Genomic DNA, 27,000 nt, shown 5'->3' with positions numbered 1-27,000 from the left:
CATGAAGCTTCCGACCGGCGCCTCGCGCGTCGTCTTCATCTTCGCCCATCCCGCCGGCCATGTCGGTGCGCCCAGATACTACACGCCTTATTTCGAGGAGCAGGGCCTCGACTGGCACATGGTGCCGATGGATGTGCACCCGGACGATCTCGCCAGGACAATCCGCACGCTGGCGAAATCGCCGAGCACCGCCGGCTTCAACCTGACCATGCCGCACAAGCCGGCGGCGTTCGAACTCTGCGACCATGTGGGACCTGCCGCGACATTCGAGGGTGTGGTCAACACGATCCGGATCGAAGCGGACGGAAAGCTGGTCGGGGAGTCCTTTGATGGCGGCGGCTTTCTGAACGCCGCACGCGAGGCCAACATTTTCGATCCCGCGCGCCGCACTGTCGTGATCGGCGCGGGCGGCGCCGGCCGCGCGATCTGCCACGCACTCGCCGCAGCGGGCTTGAAGCGCCTGCGCATCCTCAACGAGATGCCCGCTCCGGCCGAGTTGCTCGCAGCAAAGCTGCGCGGGCAATTCCCCGATCTCGATATCAGCCTCGAGGAGCGCTTCGACGACGCCGGCCTCTGCGTCAACGCCACGTCGCTCGGGCTGCGCGCGAGCGACGCGCTGCCGATGGATCCGTCCAATCTGCCGGGGGATTGCGCGGTATTCGACATCATCGCCGCCCGCCGCACCGAATTCATGGAAGCCTGTGCGAGCCGCGGCCTGAAGGTCGTCGACGGCGTCACGATGATCAAGCATCAGCTCCCGCTGCAGACGGCGTTCTGGCGGCTTGGACGGTAAGTCAGCTGCGGATCCCGACGCGACCGAGGCCTGAAGCGGCAAACGCTCTCATGATGATCCGCCCGGATCGCGCCGGTAGCGGAAATCGCAATGAGGTGCGCCTTGCATGATGGTTTGCGTGCGCGTGAGCCTGATGTCGCGGCCGAACCCTTCCGCGGTGGCAAAGTCGGCGGTGCAGACCAGGAGGAAGCCGAGCTCGGGCTCGCCCAGCGCCTTGTAGAACTCGGCATAAGCGCATCGCTTCACGTCGAATGCGAAGACGTCCTTCGACTGCTCGATGACGTCATAGGCGAGCGCGTCGTCGCGGGCATAGGTCTTGAAGGCGGACGCGACCGCCTGGCCGAGGTCTGCCTCGTTCTCGTTCAGGTTCTTGGCTTTCCAGAATTCCTCGCCGAAGCCGCGATAGAGATCGCCGAGCGCCTTGCGCACCAGCGCGTTGGCGCGCGCCTCGCCGAGCTCAGCCTGCAGCGCCTTAACCAGCGGCACCAGCACCTGCGCCTGAATTTTTGCCTGTTCGATGACGGATATGCTCATGGCAAACTCACGTCGCGGATCACGCGGATCAAGGGGAGCGTAGATCCTATGGGTGACGGGCGGCGACCACCAACTCACCCAGAGGATCTACGGACTGCGGCAAGCATAGCCGCAACAGCGACGATTGGCTAACTTTGCGCAGGATAAACCAAGCGGCCGTCAGCCATGACGCGCGCCGCCGGATTCATCTCGGCCTGTTTGATCTGCCCTAATCCCAGAATGTGAAACACGGTCTCGCCGGCGGCGAGCAGATAATCGGTGATGATGCGGCGGTGACATCGCCACCACAATGTTTCCGCGCACATGATGGCGCAGCGCTGCGTCTGCCCGAGATCGCGCAAATGAGCGAGACCTTCGTGAAAGGCCGCGCTCATCGCGTGGTCGGCATAATTGTGGAAGCTGCCATTCTGCCAGAATGCATTGGTCTCGCGCGGCACCTCGCGCTTGCGGCTGCGCAGGCCGCCGAGCGAGGCGATATGCTCGTAGCCGATCGAAACGACCGCGAGCGCCTGCGGCAGCGTATCGCGATTATACTGCGGGTTGGTGCGCGAGCGGGGCACGGTGCGAACGTCGGCCAGATATGTGATCGAGCTGCCCTGCAACAACTCGATGAATTCTTCGATCGAACGCGTGGCATGGCCGATGGTGAAGAAGGGATGAGCCATGGGATGCCTTGCTCACCTCATGTTCAACTCCGCAACAATCGCAACGCCTTTCCCTTATGCAGGGCGACGTGGTCGGTCTTGTCGCTCTTGATCTCGTATTGCGGGTCGTCCGGCGTGGCGTGGTGGACGTAGCCCTTGTAGTCGACGTCCTCGGTGTGCACGCGCAGGATATGGCCGCGCACCCGGCCGGCCTCGGAATTCCAGCTGACGTGGTCGCCGCGCTTGAAGATTTTTGGCATGGCGGAACAATGCCGGAGCCGGCGGGGTGTTCCCGAAGACCGAGCAAGCCGTGCCAGTCCCGTCTACGCTCTGCGAGCTACGCCGGACATGTTTCGCGTTGCTTTAATCGTGGGTTGCCGAGCCGTAGCTCGCGGCGGCAGCCCGCCTGCGCCCGTTGGGCTTCGGCGCGGCATCCTTCTCTCGCTTCGCGAGCGAAGGATGGTGGGCACGACAGGGATCGAACCTGTGACCCCTACCATGTCAAGGAAGGTGTCGCCGGCGTATCTCGTTGATTTCAAAGCGTTTCCGTTTGGCCCTGTGCTACCTCGTTCAGGGCCGTTTTCCGGCGTTTTGGGCCCAACGTGGAAAGTTCGTGGAAGGCGCCCGGCGTCCCTGGAGGTGCTCGCATGAGCAGGGTGCCCTCCCGTCCGACTGGACGCCTGCTTGACCGGCTGCCTCCTGAACCCCGCCAGCGCTTGCTGCAGCTCGGCAGTGAGGGGCGCGGGGTGTTCGGAGTGGCCTGCTTCCAGAGCATTTTCGAGGCCCATTTCAGCCTGTTCGAGTACCTCGCGACAGCCGGAGCCACCGCGGTCATGATCGGGCAGCTGCTGGCGGAGGCCGGCATCACCCGCGAGGACGGCACGCCGCTGCCCGCCGGCACCGTGTCCAGCGCGCTCAGCCGAGCCCGCGAACGCGCCGCCCGTGCGCCCGCCATACGGCAGCCCCCGGCCGGCGGCAGGTTTCACCCCGTAGGCTCCAGGAGCGGGTCGCCTATCTCGTGCGTCGGCGGCAGTTGATCAGAGTCGAAGCAGCGACCTTCGCGCTCGATTTCTACCGTCGTCACCGCCGGCTTCCGCCGGGATACGTGACGGTCCTCCTGTCCATGGCGACCGTCCGACGTATCCGGGTCCAAGGTCCAAGGCGAACTCGAACACCTCCTCGGACTTCCGGCTCTCAACAAGTTTTCCCGGGTCTTGTGGACCCGGGTCATTGACCGTTGCCGGGGCACGAAAGACGTTGGATCGCATGGCGTTGGTCCCTAAGGCAATCAATCGAGCCAGTGCTATACCAATGATCGATCTCGACACCTGCAGCGACTACATGCTGCTCTCGACGCTGGACGTGGCGGAGGCCCTCAAGATCAGCCCCGGCGCTGTCAGAAAGGCAGCCAAGGAGGGGCGGCTCCGCGCGATCGCTGGATTCCGCGTCTTGTATTTCCCCGCGATTGCGGTGCGGGCCTTCGCGCGCGGCAATGCCGACGCGCCCGCGAGCAACAACCTCAAGCAGCCCGACGCCAATGCAGAGGCCTGCGGCGAGGTCGGGACCGAGGCATAGCTCCGCATGGCGTACGTTCAGTTGACCAAAATCGGGGAATTCGGCGTGGTTCAAGACAAGGGCACGCCGAACCTCTACGTGTCCGCGTATGTCCGCGAGAAGGGGATCACAGCAAATGGCGCTCGACCTTCTTTCCGTTCAGATACGGCCGATAGATCGCTACGTACGTTCACCCACTCACCCTAAATCCACCACGCACTCGGCAGCATCGATAACGTACGCCGCGTGACGAAAATCCCTGATGGTGGCGAGCTTGTCGTCGGACCACTTCAGCAGCATGAAATATTTCGGCCGCCCGTTCGGCTCATTCGGATCGAACACCAGGATTGCGGGACGTCCGTCGACCTGCCCCGTCACCAGGTGCCAGTCGCTGATCTTCGAATAGTTGCCGAAATAGTGCGTCACCTCGGCCTTGCCTTTCAGCCTGGTGCGGTTGACGAGCTCAAGCCTGACGTCATCGGCGATCATGGCGCGGATGGCGTCGAAGTCGCGGGCATTGAAATGGCCGACATAGGCGTTGAGCCTCGTGCGATCGGCTTCCGAGAGGCCCGGCTGCGGCACATCGTCCGGCTCCTCGGCGAACTCACGCAGCTGCGTGCGCCCTCGATGCAGCGCGGCCTTCACCGCCGGCAGGCTGAAATCCATGATGTCGCAGACCTCGGCAAGCGAGCAGCCGAGCACGTCCATCAGGATCACGCTGGACCGCTGCGCCACTGGCAGCCGCATGAAGGTACGCAGGCTGGTCGCAGCGATCTGGCGGCTTTCCACATCATCGAGCTGGTCGGCAATCATCTCCACCTCCTCAGCCGAATGCAGCGCCTCCTGCCGGTTGCGGCGGCGCAGGAAATCCAGCGCGGTGTTGTGCGCGATGCGGAACAGCCAGCCCTCCGGATTGACGACTGGCGTGACCGATTGCAGCGCTTCCATCGCCTTGATCAGCGCATCCTGCAGCACATCCTCACCGTCGATGACCGAGCCGACCATGCGCGCGCAGTAGCGATGCAGCTTCGGTCGCATCGCTGCCAGCAGGGCCTCGATATCGATGGTGGCCAGTGGGGCTGGCGCCATTGCTCCTCCGCCTCGCCTGTTCAGGACTCGTCCAGCATACGGTAGTTGCCGACGATGCTCACATCACGAACCAGCGGCGGCTCGGCGCAGCGGTCGCGGATGCCGTCCTGGAACGCCTGAAACGCCTTGAGCTTCGGAATTGGGCTCGAGCCGTCCTCGGCCGCGGTCTCGACGAAATGGATGAAGGTGTCGTCCTCCAGCCGTAGCGTCAGATAGCGTACGCCGTCCGGCCTGGCCGCCTTCAATTCCGCAAACACCGCCGAAACCAGCTCGGCGTTCCTGTCGGCCAGCTCCGGCTTGGCCTTGTACCTGATCAAGGTCCTTCTCATCGCGCGCTCCTTGTTCATGTCGCGACCTAGGCCGCGTTGCAACGCTCCATCTTGCTATTTCCCGAAAGATCGGTGCCCCACTCTTCCGGATCAAGCTTCGAGTAGATGGCCGCGTCAGCCCCTAGGACGTTTGCCGGCCGCCGAAGGATGCGGCCCGCAATAAATTATTTCCGGGGGCGCATCCTTTGTCCCTCCGGCGTCGTCTAGCCCGCAGAACGCGCCGCGACAGAGGCGGCGCGACACACGGAGAGAGGGCGATGCAGACCCCGACCAATCGCGCCGAGCAGAACTGGGTGCTTGGCGTCACTGCGCTGGCATCCTTCATGATGGCGCTGGACGCCATGATCATTACGACGGCATTCGCGGCCATCCGCTCCGAATTCGGCAGCCCGGTCGAGACGCTGCAATGGACCGTCAACGCCTTTAACCTGACGTTCGCTCTGCTGCTCCTGACCGGCGCCGCGCTCGGTGACCGCTTCGGGCGCCGCCGCATGTTCGCAGCCGGGATCGCCCTGTTCGTCGTTGCATCGGCGGCCTGCGCGCTCGCAGGCAACGCCACCGCACTGATCGCCGCCCGCGCGCTGCAGGGCGCCGGCGCCGCGCTGGTGATGCCGCTCGCGATGGCGATCCTGAGCGGCACGTTCGGCCGAGAGGAGCGCGCCCGCGCGCTCGGCATTTTCAGCAGCCTCACCGGATGCGCGCTGATCATAGGCCCCGCCATCGGCGGCTTTATCACCGAACACCTCGGCTGGCGCTGGGTCTTCTGGATCAACCTGCCGATCGGCCTGATCGCGATCGGGCTGGTGCTGGTGCGGTTGCGCGAAAGCTTCGGACCGGCCGCCGCATTGGACATCCCCGGACTGTCGCTCGTCGCCCTCGCGGCGCTGGCGCTGGTCTGGAGCCTGTTGCGCGGCAACGCTGTGGGGTGGGCGAGCGCCGAGGTAACGGGCGCGCTGATGTCGGGCCTGGTGTTCGCAGCCGGCTTCGTATTCTGGGAATTGCGCGCGGCCGCGCCGATGGTGCCGATGCGGCTGTTTGCATCGCGCGCCCTCGCCTCCGGCATGTCCGCAAGCGTCCTGTTTTACGCCGCGATGTATGGCGTATTGTTCCTGCTGCCGCAGTTCCTGCAGATCACGCTGGGCTTCGACGCCTTCGGCGCCGGACTTCGCCTGCTGCCCTGGACCGCGACGCTGTTCGTCACCGCCCCGGTGGCCGGCGCGGTCGTCAACAGATTCGGCGAGCGGCCGCTGGTGGTGACGGGATTGCTGATGCAGGCGATCGGCCTTGGCTGGATCGCTGAGATCGTGAATCCCGCGGTTCCCTACTCTGCTCTGGTCGCGCCGCTGGTGCTGGCCGGCGTTGGCGTCTCGATGGCGATGCCAGCAGCGCAAAACGCCATCCTGAGCTCGGTCGCGGTGGCCGAAATGGGCAAGGCGTCCGGCGTCTTCAACATGGGCCGCTTCCTCGGCGGCATGTTCGGCATCGCCGCGCTGGTGGCGACTTTCTCGGCCAACGGTGCGGTCAATTCGGCCGCGCATTTCGAGAGCGGATTTGCTGCGGCGATGAGCCTCGCCGCAACGCTGTCGTTGGCCGGCGCGATTGCGGGGTTTTTCCTGCCGGCACGGCGACGCATCGCCGGCGCAGCCGCGCCGCAAGATGCGTGACGCTCACAACGATAGAGTTTCGCCATCGCTACACCGCTAGACCCACTATTTCTGAAGCCCTGTTTTCTTACCGGAGAGCAGCCTAACTCGGAACGTCGTATCTCGATAGTCCGCCCAATCCTTCGCCAAAGAATGTTGGAGGGTAGGTTCAAATCGAGGAGGCGCAACCACCGATACCGACATTCAGTTCAGGTCGCGATCTAACCGAGGGCTTTTCGTCCCCTTCGCGTCCGAGGTCGAGCGGCTTCAGCTTCGCGCGCAACGTCTTTGGTGCGAAATCCTTCTCCGGGAGCCCACGTTCTAATGCCCCGCGTTGCCTGGCGACTAGGTGAAACATCACGGAACTGGCTGCAACAGCCGCTGTCGGGCGATTCATTGGTTCATTGCCACAGCGAACAGCCAGACACAGTGGAGAGGCAGTGCGGCGGAGAGAGTGTCAGTCAATCCATATTGAGAGATAAGGAATTTTCGACATCTATAGACCGAAACCCATTGTTGGAGCTACGGTGCGAAATGGGATTTCGCCGCGGCAGAAGCCTGTTCGGCCAATGGTCCGCCCTCGACGGCAATGATATCAAGCGGCTGGCGAAGGTGGAGGGTCGTCGCGCACGGCAAACACCGATTTCATCCATGAGCGCACGCTCACGGCCCATCGATCAGCCGGTCTAACGTACACAGTCGCGTCGGATGAGGTCGGATTTGCCATGGAGCGATGCCAAAATCCGTGATGCGGAATCTGCCCACTACGGGCATCCCGCCCGCTGACGCGAGCCAGTGTCCAAGCAACTTCGCTCAGATTGAGTTTGGCGGGCTGGTAGGAGAGGAACTGAATTCTCCGCAAATTGTTGGCCACACGAATCCGGCGGCAACTCTTGCATCTGCAACCGGCTGCGATTCAAGAGGCGGGAGCAAGCGCTTGAGAGCCAAAAACTGCGGCAATCCGCAGAGCAACGGAGTTTTTTTGATGTGTGACTACAGTCTGCATGCGGTCCGATCGCGTCCCGCACGGGCGGGAGATATGCTAATCACCAGCGAATTTCCGGATACCGCGACGCGCGGGTTCTCAGCGGTCGGTGAGCCGGGAACGGCCGTGTGCCTCTTGCCAGGCACCGAGCTCGCCTTTAGCGAGGATGCTGCCTGCAATCATCCGTTTGCGAAACTATTTCCGGGGATGCGGTTCGGTAGCGTCGGGGCGCGACTGGCGCGTTTTCGAAAGATCAATCGGCAGGTGACGGACACGCACCACGACGCACTCGAGTTTGCGAACGGCAAGGTCGTGCCGCTTACTAAGCTGCGCGTCGGCCAAAAGGCGGTAGTGCTGCAGCTTCCTGCGAAGGACGGCGCCGGTCGAAAGGCGTTAGAGGTGGAGCAGGACCCGGCACTCTGAGGCGCGGCGCGGCGAATTACCTGCGGCGCGGCGCGGCGAATTACTTGCCCGGTGATATCAGCCACCCTGCTACGTCGGATGCAACTTCGTTCCGTCGAGCCTTCCTAAGCAGGCTGTTGCGTTTGTGACCAGGTGGGTAGGACTCGGCTTCATCGCGCAACTGCCGGGCTTCTACGGCAAGCTGAGCCCTCAGCGAGGACTTCCGTTTGAACCGGAGGCGCTTCATGATCAATTTCCATTCGTGACCCTGCCTCACCGATAGAAACTCGCAACGGCGGACAAAGGTTCGAAGGAAAACCCCCCACCGACTGCACGATCGGCTGTCCGCAGCAAAGAAAGCCCAAGCCGGGGCCAGCGTTGCGGCTAGGGACGCGCCCGACGACTAGGCGCGTCCCAAGTCGCCTCAAGCTCACGTATTCGTTTGTCCGATCCTACGATACTGGATCACACTCCCGATTTGAGAGCGCATTCTCTCGATGACAACCATCGAAACGGCGGTTAGGTGGCCTAGCTGAAAGAGTTCCCCGTTCGCCCAACTATCTGCTAACCTATTGATCCGCCGGATCTCACGGGGAAGACCATGCCCTTCACTGCATCGCAGCGAGAAGCCGGGATCGTCCGCGTTCTGCGGCGCTTGCATCACGAGCCAACTGCCGCATACGGCGCCTCGATAATGGCGGTCGGGGTGGCCACATTGGCCCGCGTTGCGCTTGAGGGCCATGTCGTAGCGGGCGTGGCATTCATCACGTTCTATCCAGCGATCATTCTGGCGACCTTCCTGTGTGGGCTTGGCCCCGGTCTTCTGGCAATCGTTCTGTCAGCCGTGGCGGCGTGGTCACTATTCCTGCCGCCTGATCACGCGATCACAGGAACAGCCGCAGTTTCACTGGTGGTCTTCCTTGTCGTCAGCGGGTTCATGGTTGCGCTCATCGTCTTCCTGAACGACGCCCTCGAACGTGTCCTGGCCCGTGAGGAAGAAGTCCGCACCCTGATCGAGGCATCTCCAAATGGCGTCATAGTGGTTGACGATCAAGGAAAGATCAGACTGCTGAATGCGAGTGCCGAGAAGCTGTTTGGGTACCAGCGAAACGAACTCCTTGGGCAAAGCGTGGAGGTACTTGTTCCCGATCGCCTCGCCAGTGCGCACAAGGCACTCCGTAGTGTCTACATGAAGACGCCCGAGGCACGTCCGATGGGTGCCAACCTCGACCTCAACGCCCGGCGCAAGGATGGCACCGAGGTTCCGGTTGAGGTCGGGCTGAGCCCGCTCCGCAGAGACGGAAAGCGGGTCGTGATCGCTTCCCTGGCGGACCTGTCGGAACGGAAGAAGGCCGCTGAGGAGCAGCGCGTTCTCATGAGCGAGATGCGGCACCGAACACAGAACTTGTTCTCCGTCATCTCGGCCATCGTGAGGAACAGCCTCAGTGCGAATCGGCCCACGACTGAAGTGCGGGACCTCCTACTTAGTCGCCTGCAGTCGTTGGCGCGTGCTCATTCGATGCTCGCTGATGCAGCGTGGCAAGGCGCTCCCCTGAATGAGATCGTTCGCCGCGAGCTAAAGCCCTTCACCGACCGTGCCGAGATCAAAGGCTGTGACATCGCAGTTGGATCATCGGCCGCCCAGAACTTCGCACTGATCGTCCACGAGCTCGCCACCAATGCGACAAAGCACGGGGCGCTGAGCGTCCCAGGTGGGCGCGTCGCCATCGAAGGGAAGATTGAGCGATCGGACCTCGAAGAGGATGTGTTTTCGTTTCGATGGCGGGAGAGCGGCGGGCCACCCGTTGCGATGCCGGCGCGCCACGGGTTCGGCAGCACCGTCCTGCTGGAGGTAGCGAAAGGGCTCGGGAAGCCCGCTCTCGACTACAAACCCGAGGGCTTGAGTTACGAGCTGCTCGTTTCCCTCAGCGCCATTCGGGGGACCACCCCAGCCTCACAAGCAGACCCATCCTGTCCTGAAGACAGGATGTGAGATGGTGCGCATGAACGTCCAGCCGTTCCCTAATTAACGGACCCCACGGCTATCGGGTTCAACCGCAATCTGCGCGACCTGAACCAACGGCCTCTGCTGCAAAGTCCACCAGGAGCCTGAGCGGCTCAGCTACAGCGGCTCAACCAGGACCGATTTGATATTGCAGAACTCGCGAATTCCGAAGTCGGAAAGTTCTCGCCCGTAGTCGCTGTCCTTGACCCCGCCGAACGCCAACCGTGGGTCCGAACGGACATTCTCGTTCACAAACGCGGCGCCCGCGTCGAGCTCTTCTGCCGCGATTCGTTCTCCTCGAGCGGTGTCGCCGGTAATCACCGCCGCTCCGAGGCCAAAGTGACTGGCGTTGACGATACGGATCGCGTCCCCCTCGTCCTTGGCCGAAATGACAGCGGCGACCGGCCCGAATACCTCATCATCATGCGCGGGCTGCCCGGGTAGCACATTTGACAGAACCGTGGCCGGATACCATGCCCCCGGTTGCTTCGGCACTTCGCCACCCAGAAGAATTTTGGCGCCCTTCTTCACGCTCTGGCTAACCTGGCGCACGATCTGATCGCGCGAGTGCACGCTTTCCATCGGTCCCAGTCTGGTCTTCGGATCGTTCGGATCTCCCATCACGTACTGTCGCATCTCTTCGATCAGCGCGCGCTCAAACGCTTCCCGTATGCGCTCGACCACGACGAACCGCTTGGCCGCAATGCAGCTCTGGCCGCCATTGACCATCCTTCCCCGCGCACAGATCTTGGCGGCGGCAACGGGATCGGCGTCTTCCAGAACGATGTAGCCGTCCGATCCCCCAAGCTCGAACACGCCCTTCTTCATGACAGCGCCCGCGGTTGCAGCGACAGACTTGCCGGCCGCGACGCTGCCCGTCAACGTGACGGCGGCAATATGCGGATCTTCAATCAACGGCTTGAGGTCCTTGGATGACAGAAGCACTGTTCGAAAGATATTGGTCGGAAATCCCGCCTCTTGGAAGATCTCCTCAACTGCGAGTGCACAGCCCGGCACATTGGAAGCATGCTTGAGAACGCCGGCATTGCCAGCCATCAGATGGGGCGCAGCAAATCGCATCACCTGCCAGAACGGAAAATTCCAGGGCATCACCGCTAGGATGACGCCGAGCGGATTGAATGTCACGAAAGCGCGAGGCGGAGGCTTCGGCCCGGCATGGTTGGCGCTCATTTCCTGAGGGATCGGCCTCAGAAATTCTTCGGCATGTTCCGCAAAGAATTGGCAACACCAGGCGCACTTCTCAAGCTCGGCCAAACCATCGGTAACGGTCTTGCCCATCTCGTCGGTCATCAATCTGGCATAACGTTCGCGATTGTTTCGGATGGATCGCGCCGCGTTCTTCATCAGATCCGAACGAACACTGAAGGGGGTCCGCCGCCAATCACGTTGTTTCCGATGCACGTCCGCCGCGATCGATATGGCTTGATCCACCGTGTGTCCCTGATAGGCACGGCCGTTTTCGCCAGTCGCCGGATTGATGGTCTGAAATGAATGAGCTGCTGCCAGCGTCTTGGTCTTGGCCATGTCACGCTCCTATCTCTTTGCACTACCTCGATTAGCCGGCGTCTACCTCATGCAAATCTCGTTCAAGGCTGCGGATAGCGCGATGCAGATCGGTACGTTGCCGGAGGACCGGCCGCAGCAGGTCACCCTTTGCTTTCAGTCGTCTGAAGATTGTCTTGATCGTAAATCGTTGCGGGCGCAGACCTCTCTTCACTTCGCTCCACTCGAGTGGCGTCGAAACCGTTGCACCCAGCGACGGCCGCAGCGAATAAGGTGCTGCGGCGGTCTGGCCGATCGCGTTGCGCATATAGTCGAGATAGATCTTTCCCCGGCGTTTTCCGATCCGATGCTGCGTCGTAGCCAAAGCGGGCACGTCGGCGGCGACGCGCTCTGCCAAGAGCTTCCCGAAGAGCCGGACTTGGTCAAAAGTGTATTTGCCGCCGAGCGGAACCAGCACATGGATTCCGGTCTTGCCGGAGGTCTTGCAGTAGCTCTTCACGCGCAAGCCATCCAGAACGTGGTGCGTCGCCCGAGCAACATCAACGACACTATCGAAATCGTCGCTTTTGCTCGGATCGAGATCGAGCGTCATGAAATCCGGCTTGTCCGGATGACCAATGCGCGAAGACCAGGGATTGATTTCGATGCAGCCGAGATTGGCGAGATAGAGAAGCGTATCCTTGTTGTTGCACACCACGTAGTCGACGGTCTTTCCTGCACTCCTGGCGCGCAGGGACACATGCTTGACGAATCGAGGCAGTTGCTCGGGATCGACGTCCTTCTGGTAAAAGTGCTTGCCGTTGATCCCGTTGGGGAAGCGGTTGAGGACTTCGGCCCGGTTCTTGAGGTAGGGAAGCAGGTAAGGCGCGATCTTCTCATAGTAGGCGATCACGTCACCCTTGGTGTATCGCTCCTTCGGCCAGAATGTCTTGTCGAGGTGGGTAAGCTTCACGGTCATGCGCGCTCCCGTCTGACTTGCCGCGCGGGCTTGTCGCTGCGCATGCCGAGAAACACCGGATGGCGCATCTCCCCCTCGCGGGTCCATTCGGTGAACTTGACCTGGCACACGAGCCGCGGCCTGATCCACGTGGTCTGGTCCTCGTGCGGAACGTCCGAAAACGGCTTCTTGTCTGCCCTCAACTTCATCATGCGCGCGTGCAGCGTCGCGAGCGTCTCTCGGGAGAATCCCCCACCGCTGTGACCAACATAGACAGGCTTGCCCTTGTCGTACACGCCAAGCACCAGCGAGCCAAAGTGCTGGCGGCTCCCGCGCGGCTCGGTGAAGCCGACGACAACGGCTTCCTGTTCTTGGTCGGCCTTGATCTTGAGCCAATCTTTCGTGCGCCTGCCCGAGTGGTAGAGACTTGCGGCACGCTTCGCGATGATGCCCTCCTCCCCCGCTCGTCGCGCTTTGTTGAACGCCGCCTTGCCATGCCGCTTTCTGTGTCCGCTGTAGTGGACGAGTGGGTGCCGGGTAAGGATGGCGTGCAAACGGCCCTTGCGCTCAAGCAACGGCTTGCCACGCAAGTCGCGGCCATCGAGGAAGAGCAGATCGAACACATAATAGCGGAGACGCGCCTTGCCTTTCAGCGCATTCTGCAGCAGTTGGAATCGGGATCGACCCTCCGCGTCGAGCGCCACTAGCTCGCCGTCAATCACGGCATTGCGCTTGATGATATCGAGCGCTTCGGCGACTGGGGCATAACGCTTGGTCACGTCGTTGCCATTGCGCGAGTAGAGGGAGCCATTTCTGCCTCCGGTTTTTGCGACAAGCCGGAAGCCGTCCCATTTCGTCTCGAAGATCCACTCCTTGTCATCGAATGGCGCGTCGACGAGGGTCGCCAGCATTGGCCTGAGGTCACTTTTTCGCATGCGTCTTGATCAACAGCCATTGCGTCGGGCTCTTCAGGCGCACGAGCGAATATGCCCCGCGAAACTTGCTTCCCTTGAGAACGAAGCTCATGCGTCCTCGCCGCAAGCCTGCTCGCATGGTTCGCTCGCTCTCTGCTGCGCTGGTCGCGCCCTCGGCTTCGTAAGTGCCGCCGTCCCATTTTTCAACGAGCCCTGCGCGTCGAAAACTCGCGTCAGTGCCGTCGGTTCCAAGGCGAATCGGCGGCCGGTCTTGGCGCTGTTGGAAATCAGCGGCGCGACGGCAGTTGATAGAGCCAGGGCATTTGCATTGTCAGGCTTGGCACCGGAACCGATGGCCAAGACACGCGTCGCCAACGCACATCTCGATCACCGTCGTGTCGCGCCTGAAGGCCCGTTCCGACGACCGCGGCTCTACGTGGTTGGCGAGGCACCCGGCGCAGAGGAAGCTGCGCAGGGCAGGCCTTTTGTCGGTCCGGCCGGCAGGGCGTTGCGCGAGATGCTGGATGAAGCTGGGATCGATCCCCAACAGGTGCGTTTGGCAAACGCCATTCCTTTCCGGCCAATCGCGCATTCCAAAGATCGGAAGCCACGTAATCGCAGCCCAACAATCGAGGAAGTCGATCGCTTTGGCGCAGCAGTGCTGATCGACATTCGGCGTTCCAGGCCAGGCGTGATCGTTGCTCTTGGCAGCACAGCGGCTCGCCTGTTCGGCGAGTCGCAATCGATCCGCGTGACGCGCAAGGCAAAGCTCCAATTTGAAGGCCACCCGCTCCGCATCACTTTCCACCCAGCTTACGTCCGCCGCTTCGGCGGACGGAACGGCGACGCTTGGCGTCACGCGGTCGCCGATCTACGCCGGGCCTGGAACGACTCGGCGGTTCATTTGGATCCAAATCGTGGTTGAGGATCTTGACGAGGGTACCGTCGACGAGTCGAGCCCTCGGCCGATCGCGACGTCACCTCAACCTTATCTTCCTCCTCCCTTTGGTTTCCGGAGTCTTGGCTGAAAAAACGGCTCGGTTCAGTTCACGTTCGTGAACACATGCGGCATGCCGGCGATGGAAGCAAAACGCGCGTCGGCCAACTGCTCGTGCGAGCCCACCACCAGAAATCCATTCGGGACAAGCCGCTCGGCGAACGCTGTTAGAACCTTCTGCTGCAGCGACGATGCGAAATACGTGAATGCGAGATACCGACAGAGAATGAGGTCGAATGGGCCGCGCGGCGCTTCCGACCGCAGATCCTGTTTCAGGAAGATCACGCCGTCGCGATGCTGCTTCTGGATGCAGAACCGTGATCCGGCGTGCTCGAATGCACGCGCAATCAGCTCCGGCGGGACCTCACGCAAGCTGGTGCGACCGTAGCAGCCCTTACGAGCACGCGCGAGAAGCGCGTCGTCGATATCGGTTGCAACGATCGACATTTCCGTGTTGGGACCCGCGCGGCTCAATCCGATATCCCAGAGCATCCTGATCGAATATGGCTCCTCGCCAGAGGCGCAGCCAGCCGACCAGCAACGTGCAGGACGCCGTTCCGACTGCGCGCGATCGGCAACGGTCGGCAGTATGCTGGTCCGCAAGCAGTCGAAAACGCCCCGATCCCGGAAAAATCGCGACATCGTAATGTGGCAGAACTGGTCGAGGACTTGCCATTCCTGCGAGTCACGCTCCAGGCGTTCGCGGTATGCGGCGAATCCACTCAGGCCGAGGGCGGTGATGCGGTGTCTCACTCTCTTGCAGACCTGATGCCGAACCTTCCGGAAGCCCGCCCAACGCATGTCGAGCTGCGGCAAGGCCCATTGCAGAAATGCAGTACAATCAGCATCGCCCATGAGCGGGATTGACACTCCCAAACCCTCGTGCTGCGCCCGCGCAACGAACGTTGCGGCCATCCAGAACCAATCGGAGGCCGTCGCGAGCAACACGCGCCTCGACGCCGCGCTCAACCCCCAATCGACGGACGACTTGACCGATCCGCCGTGGATCACCGTTCACGATCCCGCTGCCGCAGTGGGTGAAGAAGGAGATTCCAACCCGCTCGGCCTTGCACCAGTCGAGCTGAATTCGGATTGAGGTGTGCCCGATCGCGGCTTGGCCACGCCGTCGGATGATGGGTCGGTTGATCGCGGCGCCGTCGCCCACGTACAGATTCAGGCCCTCCAGCGCCCGACGCCTGTTGCGGATTGCGACCACGTCGGGAACATAGAACAACCTGCTGCGGCCGACAGAAATGCGATAACCAACGGCTGGGGCGCGCAGGGAGTGCGCAACTGGAAAGGCTTCAAAGGTGATGCCGCCGATCGCGATCGGCTTTCGCAGGGGCATCACGCGTCGGTCGCAAAGCGGCCAGGCTGACAACAATCTCCAGGTCGTTCTCGTAGCATAGATCGGACAGGGCGCGCCGCCAGTGAGCCCGGCAGCGTGGTCGGGATGGGCATGAGTCAAGAGTATCGCAGTGGGTGAAAGACGCATCAGATGGCCCAACCAGTCTGCTCCACAATCGATCATGACCCGGGCGCCACCGCGCTCGATCATCACGGAGCTGTGCCGCAGGTGCTGGCGTGAGCGAGCATCAATCTCGCCGCGCGTGCCCAGGAAGATGATTGCGAGTTGCTGCGTAGCACTCATGTCTCGCCCATCCTGAACGACCTTTCGTGCTGTCAATCCGACAGATTCTGAATTCGACCCCAGGTGCTCTTGGTGCCCCAGATGCCCGCGCGCAGCGCCTCAAGTTGCACGATCTGACTGTGGTCAACGAACAGATTGACCTCGTTTCCATAGTTCTTGACATACCATTCGAAGACCTGCGGGTCGGCGCCTTCGAACATGACCTTTTCGAGCCCGAGCTGATTGATGATGCGGGCGACCACATCGGTGCGCCAAGTGCTGACGTTTTCGGTGATGCCTTCGCTTTCGATCATGATGATGTCGGCCCCGGCATCGAGCGCACGCTCAGCTTGCGCGATGAGCCAGCCGACATCCTTGGTGCCCTCGGCGGCGAGCTCCTCGGTCGACGTGCTGCCGCCGGCTCCGAACTGAATTCCGAGTTCGGGCTTTGCCTTTAGCCCCGCTTTTTTCACCTTCTGCACCAGCCGCAGCAGGCTATCAGTCGGCAAGCTGATGAAGCCCGTGGAAATCTCGATCACATCAAAGCCAAGCGCCTTCGTCTCCTCAATGTAGCGATCGACCGCCTCCGCGCCGAAGCGCACAACGTTTTCGATCCAGCCGCCGGTCGAGACGTAGACATCATGATCGTGCGCCAGCTTGTTGATTGACCTGACCGCCTCGGCCGGCATCAGCGCAAACGAGCCGCCGGCATATTTGATACCGTCGACCCAGGTGCCGACCGTTTCCAGGATATCGGCAAGATGGCGGACGCCATAGGCGCTGTAATAGGGACCTCGGATCTCGGTGATTCCGATCCGGCGCGGCTTGGCGGAACGCGCCGCCCGAGGAATGAAGGAAAACGTGGTTTCTGTCATGGCTTCGTCCTCCTCAGAAATTCGTTCGAACCTCCATCAGCGGGATTGAGATGTCGCCGAGCAGCGACGTGAGGGCGGTAACCGGGCGCTCCTCCAACGTTGCAATCACCTCGGCGAGCGCGTCGCGTTCGGAAGGGCTTGTGAAGGCGGACGTGACGCGATCGAACTTGCGGCGCGCCGTGGCCCAATCGAACGGCCTGGTATGGAAGCCGTGGTAATCGTCGCGCCGCGCGCGAAACACAGTCCCGTCCTTCTGTTCGATTTCGAGATCGGCAGGGAGCCGCTGTGGGAACTGCGCCGACAAGCCGGGATCAGGCGTGACCGTCACCTTCCGCAGCAACATCTGGACATCTTCGGCCGAAATTCGTTCGGGTGCGTATTGCTCCGGCTGCACCTCACCGTCGATCGACGCGACCGCCAGCATATAGGGCAGGCTGTGGTCGGCCTCCTCCTTGGTTCGCACAATTCGCTTGTCACCCTCCTCCCCGCCGCCAATGATCCGATGGGCTACCGCAAACGTCTTGAGCCGTATTGCCGAGACGGCGGCCGCCTCGAAGCCCGGGCGAGCGCGAATGTCCAGCGCCGCGTCGAGTGCCGATTGGGCGTGGATCTCGGCATTGTGCCGCTTCACGATCGTTCGGCGCACGCCTTCTAGATCCTCTTGTCGCCAGTCAATTTCGAAGGGGCCGCTGATTACCTCTTTGAATCCCTTGATGCCCTCGAACACAGCTTCAGGCCCGGTGATGCCGTGGCTCGCGAGCAGCGCGGCGTGGGTCGCCGACATCGCCGTATTTGGAAAGGCGAGTCCCTTCCAGTGAGACAGCGCGCCCGTGCGGGTGACACGCAGCGCATTGTTGGCAGTGCCGCTGATGGCGATCGCATGTGCGATCTGAGCGGACGGCAAAGCAAGCGCCTTGGCGGCACCCGCAGCGGCCGCGTATGCTCCTTGTGTGGTGTGATCAAAACCCCTGTCGCGGACCGGAGCGACATCGCTTAATCGGGTGTGGACCTGATAGGCGACAGCGAGCGCGGTGAGCAGATCGGCCCCGCTCGCCTCCCGCATCTCGGCTGTCGCCAGGACTGCGCCGAGATTGTCGGATGGATGGCACGTCTCACCGGCAGCGATGTAGCTGTCCATGAAATCGAGGTACCGGCTGAGAGCGCCATTGTAGAACGCAGCGCGGTCCGGCGCGGTGCGGCCACCGCCGATGAGCGTGGAGCACGGACGACCGCCAAGTTCGGTAACGAGGCCGCGGATCGCTGCGACAGGCGGCGCATTCAGCGCCGCTATGGCTACGCCGATCGTGTCCAGCACGCGAATTTTCAGCTGGTCCAGCGCCCGCTCGCTCAAGTCTTCCATCCGGGCACGTTCCACAAACTTCGCGAGTTCCTGTACCTCTGTCATGACCGCGGGCTCCTCGTCTCGATCCGCCCCCTGGTCCGCTCCTCGCAATCGTCGGCGGCGCAGGCTGATTCCGGCGCCGGTTAGTCAGCGCGTCGCAAATGGGTATTCGCCACGCGATCGATCGAAATGATGTCTCGGTCGGCGAAGCGCGTGGCTTCAGCTTGCCTGCCTGCGGTGCAGGGTCAACGCAACAGCATTAAGACGGTTGCAACGTGGTAACGGGGACGGCTACTCAGCGCGCTCAATGCAGACGATATCCTGCGGTGCGAAGTCCTCGCAGCAACCAACTCATGGAGCCAGCGTTTCCGAAAGAGCCTTCCTATCCGGACGCCGGCATTGGATGGACTCAAGGCGATGCCTGTCCACAATACCAAGATCGCCAGAATGTTTGATCGCATCGCGGCTTTGCTGATCCAGGGCGATAGTGCGCGCTTATTGGAGGGCCGCGCGGGTGCGATCGTCGTGTTAGCCGTCTAGGCCGCTTGCGTGTGCTGGCCGCCGGGCCGCGAAATTTGCTGCAATGAGGCCGCGGTTGCGTCGCTTTCGTGGCTTCGCGCGATATCCCCCAAGGAAAGGATGCCCACCAGCCGCAGGCGATCCCCAACTGCGGGATGATTGAAACTGCTTGAACGCACGAAGGTGTCGATGAAAGATCAAGACACCCCTGACCAGGGGTGATTGATGAGAGCGCCGATAGGCGCTCTTTTCGTTTCGGGGCGGTTCAATAGCTGCTTTTCTGGCCTATGCCAGCGCCCAACGCGTGCAACGGAGCGCCATCCAGCTCGCTCATTGCCTCTTTGGCAGTGTCAACCAACCTCGCGCTCGTTGATGCTCTCTATCTCTACGCCTCCGGTCCGAACAGAATAACGCGCTGCCGCATCTCTGGCCGCATCGCCCCTATCAATTTCCCGACGTCCTCCTGCCAGATCGAGGCGAAGACGAGGACCAAATCATAAAGGGCTGTACCGGCGAGGATGTTGCGCAAGAACTCCCTTCGCTTCCTCGTGAACGACGCAGCCGTCCCGCCGAGCGATCGATCGTCCATAGCGACGATGCGCCGGTCCTGCGAAAGAAGGATAACCACAACGGGATTCGTCTGGGAATCGAAGTACGGCCAATGCTCCATATCCTGAAACGTGGCAAGCACCGCATGGGACCGCTTGAGAACCCCTCGCGCCTCAAGCACCGCCAACGCCCGCTTCTCCAGCGGTTCTTCTGGATTTGAAATGCGCTGGCGCTTACCAGCAGCCCTGATGCTCTTCTTGAGAAGCTCCCTGAGTTCAACGATGGTAAGCCTGCCCTCGGCAACATCCTTGAGCAGTTGCTGCCGTTTCTCGGGTTGGCGGGCCGCGATGCGAGCGACGCGCTCGACGGCAGCCACAGGCATCCGAGCTTCAGACGGCAGCTCAGTGATGCCCTCGGCCTCCAGGTACTGGGCAGCCGAGATAAAACGCCGCAGCGTGTTGTCGCTCAGCTTCACCCGCTTCGACAGCTTGGCGATGTAGTCGCGGCGATCGCCCCGGCCCAGCGCCTCGTAGGGTCGGACGTGGGGCCGAATGTAAGCGAGCCACTCGCTGGCTATTCTTCCTGGAGAGGGGGACATGCGCTGAGGAGCCGAATCGAGAGGCGAAGGGCCCATCAGTCTAGGCCAGTGCACTGGCTTAAACACGAGAAACGCGCTGTTGACGAAAGAGGCGCTTCGCGTGGCACTGTTCAGGCGCGCTGTCTCCAGTCGATACGATCCAGCGCGCTCGATGCGAGATTGAGAAGTGATGGCTACGGCCGAAGCGATGATCGAGATAGAGCACGCAGCCTTCTGCGTTACCTTCGGAGTAACGTGGGGGAAGCGAGGCTATGCTTCGGCATCCCTCTCCAGGGGTCTGGAAACCGAGCGCCCGCATTTGGGCAGCCGGCCTCATCTGGACGGGACAGCCCGCGCCGAAATGGGCCTTCGTGGAAATTTCGTGGAAACCACCCCTTCAGGCCTCAGGCGCGGGGCGCCTAAGTCATTGAAGAAGATGGTGGGCACGACAGGGATCGAACCTGTGACCCCTACCATGTCAAGGTAGTGCTCTCCCGCTGAGCTACGTGCCCTAGAGGTCGTCTAGATCGGGTGGGGTCCCTATAACGGCTCAGGGGAGCCGGCGCAAGGACGGAAGGGGGCCGATTCAGGCCGCCAGCATCTTGTTCACTTCGCTGACCAATTCGCGCAGATGGACGGGCTTGGACAGCACCTTGGCGTTCTTGGGGGCGTCCGAATCCGAGTTCAGGGCCACCGCGGCGAAGCCGGTGATGAACATGATCTTGATGTCGGGGTCGAGTTCCGAGGCGCGGCGGGCGAGCTCGATACCGTCCATCTCCGGCATCACGATGTCGGTCAGCAGCATCTCGAACGGCTCTTCCCGCAACCGCTGATAGGCGGCCATGCCGTTGTCATGGGACGAGACCTGAAAACCGGCGTTTTCCAGCGCCTTGACCAGGAAGCGGCGCATGTCGTTGTCGTCTTCGGCGAGCAGGATCTTTGGCATGGCAGGAAACGTCGAATCCCCAGAGGATATCAGCAGAGGTCACTAAGCCCGACAGAGGGTAAATTTGGGGTGAAAATCTTAACCCTGAGACGGCTGCTGCTGCCGGCCCTTTGTGAACCTGAATGCAGCTCGAATCAATCGAGCCGCGCGCGGAGATCCCCACCCCGCGGCCCGCAGGGTTAAGACGTGTTCCAGTGCCCATCACATCTTTTCGCTTGGCAGAATGGTTGCGATTCCGGACAATGACGTCACATAAGAGCCGCTCGATCGGCCGAATCAATGCGATCTGGACCATGCCAGATCCCGGCGCGAAGGGACGAAGCCTGAGAAGATGACCCGGTTTGACGGCGAAACGTCGCCAGCCTTCGAGATCGTGGAGCCCGCGCAATGGCGTGCCCCGGTCATCTTCAACTCGCCCCATTCCGGCTCGACCTATCCGGACGAATTCCTCATCGCATCCAGGATCGACCTGCCGACGCTGCGGCGGTCCGAAGATTCGTTCATGGACGAGCTGATCGGCCATTTGAGCGATCGCGGCTTTCCGACTGTGCGGGTCAACTTTCCCCGCTCCTATGTCGACGTCAACCGCGAGCCCTATGAGCTCGATCCCCGCATGTTCACCGGCCGCCTGCCGAGCTTTGCCAATACCCGCTCGATGCGGGTCGCCGGCGGTCTCGGCACCATTCCGCGCGTGGTCGGTGACGGACAGGAAATCTACCGCGACCGCATCCTGGTCGACGACGCGCTGGGACGGATCGAGACGCTGTACAAGCCCTACCACCGCGCGCTGCGTCGGCTGATCAACAAGGTGCACCAGTTGTTCGGCACCGTGGTGCTGGTCGACTGCCACTCGATGCCCTCGGTCGGCGTCAGCAGAGACGAGCCGCGCCGGCCCGATATCGTCATCGGCGATCGCTACGGCACGAGCTGCACGCCGCTGCTTCCCGACCGCGTCGAGGAAACCATGACGGGCCTCGGCTATTCGATCGGCCGCAACAAGCCCTATGCCGGCGGCTTCATCACCGAGCATTACGGCAATCCCGCGAGCGGCCTACACGCTGTGCAGCTCGAGCTCAATCGCGCGATCTATATGGACGAACGGCGGCGCGAGCGCAGTCCGCGCTTTGCGCAAGTCGCAAGCGACTTCGGCATCCTCGCCGACGTGCTGGCGACCACGATCCCGTTCGGCGATCTCGGCTCGTTCCAGGCCGCAGCGGAATAGTCGCCTCTTACTCTCGGACGAGAGTGCCGCGAGCCAACGGCGCGAACGCGTTTTCGCTTCGCAAGTTTGCGCGCTCTGAAATGAAAACAGAGGCCCAAAGAAAAAAGGGCCGCTTCTGATGAAGAAGCGGCCCAAGTCTAGGGAGGAAACGCCCAAGGAGGGCAGCGGTAACGCCAAGCGCTACCGCACCGCAACAATATGCGACCGCGCCGCACAAAGTGCAAGGGCTTTTCAGTCGTTTCCCATGCAATAGGACATGGCTCAGTTGCTTCCATGGAAACCCAGATTCAGTTTCTTTGATAAGGAAATTCAATGGGTTGATAAGTGTTTGCATACAAACGAGGCATGGTCGGAACTAAGTTTTCAACACTGTGATCGATATTTGGCCAGGAGATGACTGAGATGAGGCAGCCAGTTGCGGCATTCAAAATACCAGGGAGCAAATCAAGACAGCGCTGCAAGATTCTGCGGATTTGAGCTAGGCAGAAGCGAGCTTCATCCGACTTTCGCTTTTGAGGACACGCCGTGACGGTGATCGACTTCTCCGCCTTCATCGGTCGGCTCGCCACCGCCTCCGGCGAAACCATCCTGCCATTCTTCCGCACCTCGCTGTCGGTCGACGACAAGAGCAAGACCAAGGATTTCGATCCCGTGACGGAGGCCGACCGCGCCGCGGAGGCCGTGATGCGGCGGCTGATCAAGGCCAGCTTCCCCCAGCACGGCATCGTCGGCGAGGAGTTCGGCAATGAGCGCGACGACGCTGACTATGTCTGGGTGCTTGATCCCATCGACGGCACGAAATCCTTCATCGGCGGGTTTCCGATCTGGGGCACGCTGATCGCGCTGCTGCACAAAGGCGCGCCGGTGTTCGGCATGATGCACCAGCCCTTCATCGGCGAACGCTTCTCCGGCGACAACGGCTCGGCCAATTACAAGGGCCCCTCCGGCGAACGCCGGCTCCAGGTCCGGCGCTGCGCCTCGCTGTCGGAAGCCACGACCTACACCACCAGCCCGCTGTTGATGAACGAGAGCGACCGCGCCATCTTCGGTCGCATCGAGCAGGGCGCGCGGCTGTCGCGCTATGGCGGCGACTGCTACTCCTATTGCATGCTCGCCGCCGGCCATGTCGACCTCGTGGTCGAGACCGAGCTGAAACCCTACGATATCGCGGCGCTGATCCCGATCGTGACCGGCGCTGGCGGCGTCGTCACCACCTGGGAAGGCAAGCCGGCCCAGGGGGGCGGCCGCATCATCGCGGCCGGCGACCCCAGGGTCCACGAAGAAGCACTCAAGCTTTTGAACCAATAACAACGCGAGCGGAGGGCTTGCATGACCGTCTCACGCAGGCTGCTCGTTGAATTGTTCTTGGGATTGTTCCTGCTGCTGCCGTCATTGGCATCGGCGCAGAATTTCCCGGCCAAGCCGATCAAGATGATCGTACCGTTCCCGGCCGGCGGGCCCAACGACATCATCGCGCGGGTGATCGGCCAGCGCATGTCCGAGCTGTCAGGACAGCCGGTGGTGATCGACAATCGCGGCGGCCAGGGCGGCGTGCTCGGCACGGATGCCGTCTCCAAGGCCGCGCCCGACGGCTACACCATCGCGATCTCCTCAGCCGGCGCGCTCGCGATCAGCCCGAGCATGGAGAAGGTAGCCTATGACACACTGACCGACCTCACGCCGGTGACGCTGGTTGCGACCGTGCCGGAAATGCTCGTGGTCGCGACCAATGTCCCCGTCAAGGACATCGGCGAGCTGATTGCGCTCGCCAAGGCGCAGCCGGGAAATCTCAACTTCGCCTCCTCCGGCCCCGGCAGCCTGCCGCATCTCGCCGGCGAATTGTTCAAGCTGACGGCGAAGATCGACATCGTGCACGTGCCCTATCGCGGTGCTGCGCCCGCGGTGAATGATCTGTTGGGCCAGCAGGTCCAGATGACGTTCCTCGATCTGCCGGTGCTGCTGCCGCAGGTCAAGGCCGGCGCGTTGCGGCCGATCGCGGTCGGCTCGGCCGAGCGTGCACCGACCGCGCCGGAGGTGCCGACCACGGCGGAAGCGGGGTTTCCGCAGCTGCGCATCGAGAACTGGTACGGCATGGTCGCGCCGAAGGGCACGCCGAAGGAGATCATCGCCGCGCTGCATGGCCTGGCAACGAAGGCGATAGCAGATCCGGCGGTGAAGGAGAAGCTCGCCGCCCAAGGCGCGACGCTGATCGGCGATGAGCCCGAACATTTTCGCAGCTTCATCGCCGACGAGACCAAGAAGTGGGCGAAGGTGATCAAAGACGCCGGGATCGAGACGGCGAAGTAGCGCCGGTTTCTACCTCTCCCGCTTGCGGGAGAGGTCGGCGCGAAGCGCCGGGTGAGGGCTCTCTCCTCTCGGGGAATCTCCCTGGCGGAGACACCCTCTCCCCACCCCTCTCCCGCAAGCGGGAGAGGGAGCGCACCATCGCTGCGGAGCACCTTAAGTGCCCCTTCACACCGCCGCCGCCCTTAAATGTTCCACGAGCATCTTGGCCGGCCTTGGCAGCGTCTTGAAGCTGCGCGCGCAGATCACGAGCTTCCGGTTGGCGAAAGCATCGCGCAGGCGGACCATGGCGAGCGGCATGGTCTTGGCGCAGCGGCGGGCGGCGGCTTCGGGCACGAGCGCCACGCCGACATCGGCGGCGACCATCTGGCAGATCGCGTCGAAATCGCGCAGGCGCGCGCGGAAATGTGGGCGCATGCCGAGCCGCGCCGCATGTTTCGAGATGTGCATTTGAAGCGCGGTGGCGCTGGTCAGGCCGACGAAGTCGCAGGCCCCCGCCTCCTGGAAGTCGATCTGGCGACGGCCGGCGAACGGGCCGCGGCGCGACGTCACCAGCGTCAACCGATCCTCGCTAAAGCGGAAGCGCTCGATATGCTCGGGCAGCGCGTGCTCGGCGGCAAAGCCGAGATCGGCAGCGCCCGCGGTGATCGCCGCCGCGATGTCGGTGCTCTCGCGCTCCTCAATGTCGATGGCGACGTCGCGATGCTCGCGCAGAAAGCCGGCCAGTGCCTTCGGCAGGTGTTCCGAGAGCCCTGAGGTGTTGGCGAGGAAATGCACGCTGGCGCGCACGCCGCTGGCGAAGCCGGCGAGATCGCCGCGCATGGCGTCGATCTGGTGGATGACGAGGCGCGCGTGATCGAGCAGGCTCTCGCCGGCCGCGGTCAACTCGACGCCGCGGCGGCCGCGCTTGAGCAGTGCGACACCAAGCGCGTCCTCAAGCCCCTTGATGCGCGCGCTGGCCGAGGCCAGCGCTAGGTGCGAGCGCTCCGCGCCGCGGGTGATGCTGCGCTGGTCGGCGACCGCGATGAAGAGCTGGAGGTCGACGAGATCGAAGCGCATGACGGGTTTCTCTCAACCTTATTGTTTGAGCATGATCTTGTCGGAAAACCGCTGCGCACTTTGCGCTAACGCGGCCTCCGGGTCCGGATCGCTCTAGCCTTCGTTCAAAACGAAGGCTGTCTCCGTAACCTCCAGATTGTGCCGGCTCGCGGCTTCGGTCAATGTGCAGATATGATCGACCCGCTCCTCATTGTCATCGCCGTCGTCTTCCTAGTCGCCGGGTTCGTCAAGGGCGTGGTCGGGCTCGGCCTGCCGACCGTGTCCATCGGCCTGCTCGCGGTGAGCATGGCGCCCAGCCGCGCGATCGCCATCGTGATCGTGCCCGCCATCGTCACCAACATCTGGCAGACCTTCGTCGGCCCTCACTTGCGCGACATCCTGAGGCGGCTGTGGCCGCTGATGATCGGCACCGTGATCGGATGCTGGCTCAATGCCGGCGCGCTGACCGGCCCTCATGCGCGCTACGGCACGATCGTGCTCGGCGCACTGCTTGTCATCTACGCCGTGATCGGCCTGAACAAATTCCACTTCCGCGTCGCGCCTGAAAACGAGAAATGGGTCGGCGGCGTGGTCGGTGTCGTCACCGGCGTGATCTCGGCCTCGACAGGCGTGCAGGTGATCCCCTCGATGCCCTTCATGCAGGCGATCGGCATGGAGAAGGACGAGCTGGTGCAGGCGCTCGGCGTGTTCTTCACGACGGCGACGCTGGCGCTCGCCTTCAACCTGACCGCCGGCGGATTGCTGACGCCGGCCAATGCCGTGCCGGGCGCCGTCGGCCTCGCCATGGCCTTTGCCGGCATGTTCATCGGCCAGTCGGTGCGGGCGCGGATGCCGGCAGAAGCGTTTCGCCGCTGGTTCCTGATCGCGATGATTTTGCTCGGTCTTTATCTGGCCGGCAGCGCGCTGCTGAAGGAATTCGCCTGAGAGCGAACGAAATCGATATAGGCTGTGACGCTCGTGCACCTCTCCCGTAGGGAGAGGTGCGCTCACCGCGTCTCCAGCATGGCGACGCGGATGCCGAGATAGATGAAGAGGCCGCCGAGCGCGCGGTTGACCCAGGCGATCACGCCCTCGGAGCGCCGCAAGCGATGGGCGGCCCTGGCCGCGAACGCGGCCAGCACCAGGCACCACAGCGTGCCCGTGCAGATGAAGATCAGGCCGAGCGTCAGGAAGGCGAGCGGCTTGTGGGCTGAATCGGCTGCGACGAATTGCGGCAGGAAGGCCAGGAAGAACAGGGCGACCTTGGGATTGAGCGCATTGGTGAAGACGCCCTGGAGGAAGACCCTCCGCAGCGAGCTCCGCACGGGTTCGTCGATGGCCGAGGCCAGCGCCGGGCGCGACCACAGCATCTGAAGTCCTGTGACGACGAGATAGGCCGCGCCGACCAGCTTCAGGATCGAAAACGCGGTCGATGAGGCCATCAGCAGGGCCGAAAGGCCGATCGCCGCGGCCGTGACGTGGAAAAAGCAGCCGCAACTGATGCCGAGCGCAGCGGCGGCCCCGCCCCGCCAGCCCATCTGCATGCTGCGTCCGATCACATAGACGGTATCAGGGCCCGGCGTGATGTTGAGCAGCACGCCCGACAGGATGAAAAGCCAGATTTCGTGAATGCCCAGCATGTGAGGTC

Annotated in this window: 29 protein-coding genes and 1 tRNA gene; 12 read left to right on the top strand and 18 right to left on the bottom strand. The window is 62.5% G+C overall.

Translation table 11 applies throughout. The annotated features are described in order from the left end of the window. The first annotated feature begins 1 nt into the window (after position 1). Positions 2–793 (top strand): shikimate dehydrogenase, encoded by a 792-nt coding sequence (locus LRP30_RS04650; protein ID WP_249759495.1) that lies wholly within the window; start codon positions 2–4, stop codon positions 791–793. A gap of 48 nt (positions 794–841) precedes the next feature. On the opposite strand, the gene LRP30_RS04645 is transcribed toward LRP30_RS04650, so the two are convergent. From LRP30_RS04645 to LRP30_RS04635, 3 genes are all read right to left on the bottom strand, one after another. After that, positions 842–1,327, bottom strand: coding sequence for an L-2-amino-thiazoline-4-carboxylic acid hydrolase (locus LRP30_RS04645; RefSeq protein ID WP_128947622.1), 486 nt, complete (start codon positions 1,325–1,327; stop codon positions 842–844). A gap of 128 nt (positions 1,328–1,455) precedes the next feature. Beyond that, complete coding sequence (locus tag LRP30_RS04640) at positions 1,456–1,992, bottom strand: DUF488 domain-containing protein (RefSeq protein WP_249759494.1); 537 nt, start codon at positions 1,990–1,992, stop codon at positions 1,456–1,458. Between the two features lie 23 nt (positions 1,993–2,015). Next, positions 2,016–2,231 (bottom strand): DUF2945 domain-containing protein, encoded by a 216-nt coding sequence (locus tag LRP30_RS04635; RefSeq protein ID WP_128931306.1) that lies wholly within the window; start codon positions 2,229–2,231, stop codon positions 2,016–2,018. A 387-nt stretch (positions 2,232–2,618) separates the two neighbouring features. On the opposite strand from LRP30_RS04635, the gene LRP30_RS04630 reads away from it, so the two are divergent. Both LRP30_RS04630 and LRP30_RS04625 read left to right on the top strand, forming a co-directional pair. After that, positions 2,619–3,008 carry a hypothetical protein gene (locus LRP30_RS04630; RefSeq protein ID WP_249759493.1) on the top strand — a complete coding sequence of 130 codons (390 nt, stop codon included), beginning with the start codon at positions 2,619–2,621 and terminating at the stop codon, positions 3,006–3,008. A 274-nt stretch (positions 3,009–3,282) separates the two neighbouring features. Then, complete coding sequence (locus LRP30_RS04625; RefSeq protein ID WP_249759492.1) at positions 3,283–3,546, top strand: helix-turn-helix domain-containing protein; 264 nt, start codon at positions 3,283–3,285, stop codon at positions 3,544–3,546. Positions 3,547–3,723: 177 nt separating this feature from the next. Here the strand turns inward: LRP30_RS04625 and LRP30_RS04620 are convergent, their stop codons facing one another. Both LRP30_RS04620 and LRP30_RS04615 read right to left on the bottom strand, forming a co-directional pair. Continuing rightward, positions 3,724–4,614: a sigma-70 family RNA polymerase sigma factor gene (locus tag LRP30_RS04620; protein ID WP_249759491.1), complete on the bottom strand. Its 891-nt coding sequence runs from the start codon at positions 4,612–4,614 to the stop codon at positions 3,724–3,726. Between the two features lie 20 nt (positions 4,615–4,634). Next, positions 4,635–4,943, bottom strand: a complete 309-nt coding sequence (locus tag LRP30_RS04615) for a hypothetical protein (protein WP_249759490.1) — start codon at positions 4,941–4,943, stop codon at positions 4,635–4,637. A gap of 257 nt (positions 4,944–5,200) precedes the next feature. Here LRP30_RS04615 and LRP30_RS04610 point away from each other — a divergent pair, with 257 nt between their 5' ends. The 3 genes from LRP30_RS04610 (at position 5,201) to LRP30_RS04600 (ending at position 9,966) form a co-directional block, all read left to right on the top strand. Next, positions 5,201–6,607 (top strand): DHA2 family efflux MFS transporter permease subunit, encoded by a 1,407-nt coding sequence (locus LRP30_RS04610; protein ID WP_249759489.1) that lies wholly within the window; start codon positions 5,201–5,203, stop codon positions 6,605–6,607. Positions 6,608–7,523: 916 nt separating this feature from the next. Next, positions 7,524–7,994, top strand: coding sequence for a hypothetical protein (locus tag LRP30_RS04605; protein ID WP_249759488.1), 471 nt, complete (start codon positions 7,524–7,526; stop codon positions 7,992–7,994). A 580-nt stretch (positions 7,995–8,574) separates the two neighbouring features. Further along, a complete protein-coding gene (locus LRP30_RS04600) occupies positions 8,575–9,966 on the top strand; it encodes a PAS domain S-box protein (protein WP_128939906.1) in 1,392 nt (463 codons plus the stop codon). A gap of 129 nt (positions 9,967–10,095) precedes the next feature. Here the strand turns inward: LRP30_RS04600 and LRP30_RS04595 are convergent, their stop codons facing one another. The 3 genes from LRP30_RS04595 to ligD (LRP30_RS04585) form a co-directional block, all read right to left on the bottom strand. Next, on the bottom strand, positions 10,096–11,523 hold the full coding sequence (locus LRP30_RS04595; protein ID WP_249759487.1) for an NAD-dependent succinate-semialdehyde dehydrogenase: 1,428 nt from the start codon (positions 11,521–11,523) through the stop codon (positions 10,096–10,098). Between the two features lie 31 nt (positions 11,524–11,554). Next, entirely contained in the window at positions 11,555–12,394 is an 840-nt protein-coding gene (gene ligD / locus LRP30_RS04590) for a non-homologous end-joining DNA ligase (RefSeq protein ID WP_249759486.1), read from the bottom strand. A 62-nt stretch (positions 12,395–12,456) separates the two neighbouring features. Then, a complete protein-coding gene (gene ligD, locus LRP30_RS04585) occupies positions 12,457–13,350 on the bottom strand; it encodes a non-homologous end-joining DNA ligase (protein WP_249759485.1) in 894 nt (297 codons plus the stop codon). Positions 13,351–13,624: 274 nt separating this feature from the next. On the opposite strand from ligD (LRP30_RS04585), the gene LRP30_RS04580 reads away from it, so the two are divergent. Further along, positions 13,625–14,278, top strand: coding sequence for a uracil-DNA glycosylase (locus LRP30_RS04580; RefSeq protein ID WP_249759484.1), 654 nt, complete (start codon positions 13,625–13,627; stop codon positions 14,276–14,278). A gap of 117 nt (positions 14,279–14,395) precedes the next feature. Here the strand turns inward: LRP30_RS04580 and LRP30_RS04575 are convergent, their stop codons facing one another. From LRP30_RS04575 to LRP30_RS04560, 4 genes are read right to left on the bottom strand one after another with little or no spacing between them, the layout of a single operon-like run. Further along, a complete protein-coding gene (locus LRP30_RS04575) occupies positions 14,396–15,205 on the bottom strand; it encodes a CheR family methyltransferase (RefSeq protein ID WP_249759483.1) in 810 nt (269 codons plus the stop codon). Continuing rightward, the gene (locus tag LRP30_RS04570; RefSeq protein ID WP_249759482.1) at positions 15,192–16,001 is read right to left on the bottom strand and encodes an MBL fold metallo-hydrolase; all 810 of its coding nucleotides are present in this window, start codon (positions 15,999–16,001) and stop codon (positions 15,192–15,194) included. The genes LRP30_RS04575 and LRP30_RS04570 overlap by 14 nt, the downstream gene beginning before the upstream one ends. A 32-nt stretch (positions 16,002–16,033) precedes the next feature. Further along, positions 16,034–16,855, bottom strand: a complete 822-nt coding sequence (locus LRP30_RS04565; protein ID WP_249759481.1) for a phosphosulfolactate synthase — start codon at positions 16,853–16,855, stop codon at positions 16,034–16,036. A gap of 13 nt (positions 16,856–16,868) precedes the next feature. Beyond that, positions 16,869–18,215, bottom strand: coding sequence for an MmgE/PrpD family protein (locus LRP30_RS04560; RefSeq protein WP_249761694.1), 1,347 nt, complete (start codon positions 18,213–18,215; stop codon positions 16,869–16,871). Positions 18,216–18,596: 381 nt separating this feature from the next. Here LRP30_RS04560 and LRP30_RS04555 point away from each other — a divergent pair, with 381 nt between their 5' ends. Continuing rightward, entirely contained in the window at positions 18,597–18,737 is a 141-nt protein-coding gene (locus LRP30_RS04555) for a hypothetical protein (RefSeq protein ID WP_249759480.1), read from the top strand. Positions 18,738–19,101: 364 nt separating this feature from the next. Here LRP30_RS04555 and LRP30_RS04545 read toward each other — a convergent pair whose 3' ends face one another. The 3 genes from LRP30_RS04545 to LRP30_RS04535 form a co-directional block, all read right to left on the bottom strand. After that, positions 19,102–19,863 (bottom strand): hypothetical protein, encoded by a 762-nt coding sequence (locus tag LRP30_RS04545; RefSeq protein ID WP_249759479.1) that lies wholly within the window; start codon positions 19,861–19,863, stop codon positions 19,102–19,104. 416 nt (positions 19,864–20,279) lie between these two features. Next, a tRNA-Val gene (locus LRP30_RS04540) sits at positions 20,280–20,354 on the bottom strand. Positions 20,355–20,428: 74 nt separating this feature from the next. Continuing rightward, positions 20,429–20,788: a response regulator gene (locus LRP30_RS04535; RefSeq protein ID WP_007597092.1), complete on the bottom strand. Its 360-nt coding sequence runs from the start codon at positions 20,786–20,788 to the stop codon at positions 20,429–20,431. Between the two features lie 331 nt (positions 20,789–21,119). On the opposite strand from LRP30_RS04535, the gene LRP30_RS04530 reads away from it, so the two are divergent. Then, entirely contained in the window at positions 21,120–22,010 is an 891-nt protein-coding gene (locus LRP30_RS04530; RefSeq protein WP_128931305.1) for an N-formylglutamate amidohydrolase, read from the top strand. A gap of 287 nt (positions 22,011–22,297) precedes the next feature. Here the strand turns inward: LRP30_RS04530 and LRP30_RS04525 are convergent, their stop codons facing one another. Further along, on the bottom strand, positions 22,298–22,564 hold the full coding sequence (locus tag LRP30_RS04525; RefSeq protein WP_128939917.1) for a hypothetical protein: 267 nt from the start codon (positions 22,562–22,564) through the stop codon (positions 22,298–22,300). Between LRP30_RS04525 and hisN the strand changes: the two genes are divergently transcribed. Continuing rightward, positions 22,536–23,318 (top strand): histidinol-phosphatase, encoded by a 783-nt coding sequence (gene hisN, locus LRP30_RS04520; protein ID WP_128931303.1) that lies wholly within the window; start codon positions 22,536–22,538, stop codon positions 23,316–23,318. The genes LRP30_RS04525 and hisN overlap by 29 nt on opposite strands. A 21-nt stretch (positions 23,319–23,339) precedes the next feature. After that, the gene (locus LRP30_RS04515) at positions 23,340–24,317 is read left to right on the top strand and encodes a tripartite tricarboxylate transporter substrate binding protein (protein WP_249759478.1); all 978 of its coding nucleotides are present in this window, start codon (positions 23,340–23,342) and stop codon (positions 24,315–24,317) included. A 165-nt stretch (positions 24,318–24,482) separates the two neighbouring features. On the opposite strand, the gene LRP30_RS04510 is transcribed toward LRP30_RS04515, so the two are convergent. Further along, entirely contained in the window at positions 24,483–25,373 is an 891-nt protein-coding gene (locus tag LRP30_RS04510; RefSeq protein ID WP_091892078.1) for a LysR substrate-binding domain-containing protein, read from the bottom strand. Between the two features lie 171 nt (positions 25,374–25,544). Between LRP30_RS04510 and LRP30_RS04505 the strand changes: the two genes are divergently transcribed. Then, a complete protein-coding gene (locus LRP30_RS04505) occupies positions 25,545–26,297 on the top strand; it encodes a sulfite exporter TauE/SafE family protein (protein WP_128944478.1) in 753 nt (250 codons plus the stop codon). Positions 26,298–26,359: 62 nt separating this feature from the next. Here LRP30_RS04505 and LRP30_RS04500 read toward each other — a convergent pair whose 3' ends face one another. Next, positions 26,360–26,992, bottom strand: a complete 633-nt coding sequence (locus LRP30_RS04500; protein ID WP_128939922.1) for a LysE family translocator — start codon at positions 26,990–26,992, stop codon at positions 26,360–26,362. Positions 26,993–27,000: the final 8 nt, after the last annotated feature.

Origin of the sequence: Bradyrhizobium sp. C-145 (assembly GCF_023375135.1) — a bacterium.
GTDB lineage: Bacteria > Pseudomonadota > Alphaproteobacteria > Rhizobiales > Xanthobacteraceae > Bradyrhizobium > Bradyrhizobium zhanjiangense.
The sequence above is the reverse complement of the archived record's forward strand: the minus strand, read 5'-3'. Positions and strand labels throughout refer to the sequence as shown.

Excerpts from the sequence above, each read along its gene's own strand:
- LRP30_RS04535 (WP_007597092.1), bottom strand. The coding sequence starts at position 20,788 with ATGCCAAAGATCCTGCTCGCCGAAGACGACAACGACATGCGCCGCTTC.
- LRP30_RS04615 (WP_249759490.1), bottom strand. The coding sequence starts at position 4,943 with ATGAGAAGGACCTTGATCAGGTACAAGGCCAAGCCGGAGCTGGCCGAC.
- LRP30_RS04625 (WP_249759492.1), top strand. The coding sequence starts at position 3,283 with ATGATCGATCTCGACACCTGCAGCGACTACATGCTGCTCTCGACGCTG.
- LRP30_RS04545 (WP_249759479.1), bottom strand. The coding sequence starts at position 19,863 with ATGTCCCCCTCTCCAGGAAGAATAGCCAGCGAGTGGCTCGCTTACATT.
- LRP30_RS04635 (WP_128931306.1), bottom strand. The coding sequence starts at position 2,231 with ATGCCAAAAATCTTCAAGCGCGGCGACCACGTCAGCTGGAATTCCGAG.
- LRP30_RS04565 (WP_249759481.1), bottom strand. The coding sequence starts at position 16,855 with ATGACAGAAACCACGTTTTCCTTCATTCCTCGGGCGGCGCGTTCCGCC.
- LRP30_RS04500 (WP_128939922.1), bottom strand. The coding sequence starts at position 26,992 with ATGCTGGGCATTCACGAAATCTGGCTTTTCATCCTGTCGGGCGTGCTG.
- LRP30_RS04610 (WP_249759489.1), top strand. The coding sequence starts at position 5,201 with ATGCAGACCCCGACCAATCGCGCCGAGCAGAACTGGGTGCTTGGCGTC.
- LRP30_RS04595 (WP_249759487.1), bottom strand. The coding sequence starts at position 11,523 with ATGGCCAAGACCAAGACGCTGGCAGCAGCTCATTCATTTCAGACCATC.
- ligD (WP_249759485.1), bottom strand. The coding sequence starts at position 13,350 with ATGCTGGCGACCCTCGTCGACGCGCCATTCGATGACAAGGAGTGGATC.
- LRP30_RS04525 (WP_128939917.1), bottom strand. The coding sequence starts at position 22,564 with ATGAAGGCGGAGAAGTCGATCACCGTCACGGCGTGTCCTCAAAAGCGA.
- LRP30_RS04630 (WP_249759493.1), top strand. The coding sequence starts at position 2,619 with ATGAGCAGGGTGCCCTCCCGTCCGACTGGACGCCTGCTTGACCGGCTG.
- LRP30_RS04510 (WP_091892078.1), bottom strand. The coding sequence starts at position 25,373 with ATGCGCTTCGATCTCGTCGACCTCCAGCTCTTCATCGCGGTCGCCGAC.
- LRP30_RS04600 (WP_128939906.1), top strand. The coding sequence starts at position 8,575 with ATGCCCTTCACTGCATCGCAGCGAGAAGCCGGGATCGTCCGCGTTCTG.
- LRP30_RS04645 (WP_128947622.1), bottom strand. The coding sequence starts at position 1,327 with ATGAGCATATCCGTCATCGAACAGGCAAAAATTCAGGCGCAGGTGCTG.
- LRP30_RS04530 (WP_128931305.1), top strand. The coding sequence starts at position 21,120 with ATGACCCGGTTTGACGGCGAAACGTCGCCAGCCTTCGAGATCGTGGAG.
- LRP30_RS04515 (WP_249759478.1), top strand. The coding sequence starts at position 23,340 with ATGACCGTCTCACGCAGGCTGCTCGTTGAATTGTTCTTGGGATTGTTC.
- LRP30_RS04560 (WP_249761694.1), bottom strand. The coding sequence starts at position 18,215 with ATGGAAGACTTGAGCGAGCGGGCGCTGGACCAGCTGAAAATTCGCGTG.
- LRP30_RS04620 (WP_249759491.1), bottom strand. The coding sequence starts at position 4,614 with ATGGCGCCAGCCCCACTGGCCACCATCGATATCGAGGCCCTGCTGGCA.
- LRP30_RS04570 (WP_249759482.1), bottom strand. The coding sequence starts at position 16,001 with ATGAGTGCTACGCAGCAACTCGCAATCATCTTCCTGGGCACGCGCGGC.
- LRP30_RS04575 (WP_249759483.1), bottom strand. The coding sequence starts at position 15,205 with ATGGGCGATGCTGATTGTACTGCATTTCTGCAATGGGCCTTGCCGCAG.
- LRP30_RS04640 (WP_249759494.1), bottom strand. The coding sequence starts at position 1,992 with ATGGCTCATCCCTTCTTCACCATCGGCCATGCCACGCGTTCGATCGAA.
- LRP30_RS04505 (WP_128944478.1), top strand. The coding sequence starts at position 25,545 with ATGATCGACCCGCTCCTCATTGTCATCGCCGTCGTCTTCCTAGTCGCC.
- LRP30_RS04650 (WP_249759495.1), top strand. The coding sequence starts at position 2 with ATGAAGCTTCCGACCGGCGCCTCGCGCGTCGTCTTCATCTTCGCCCAT.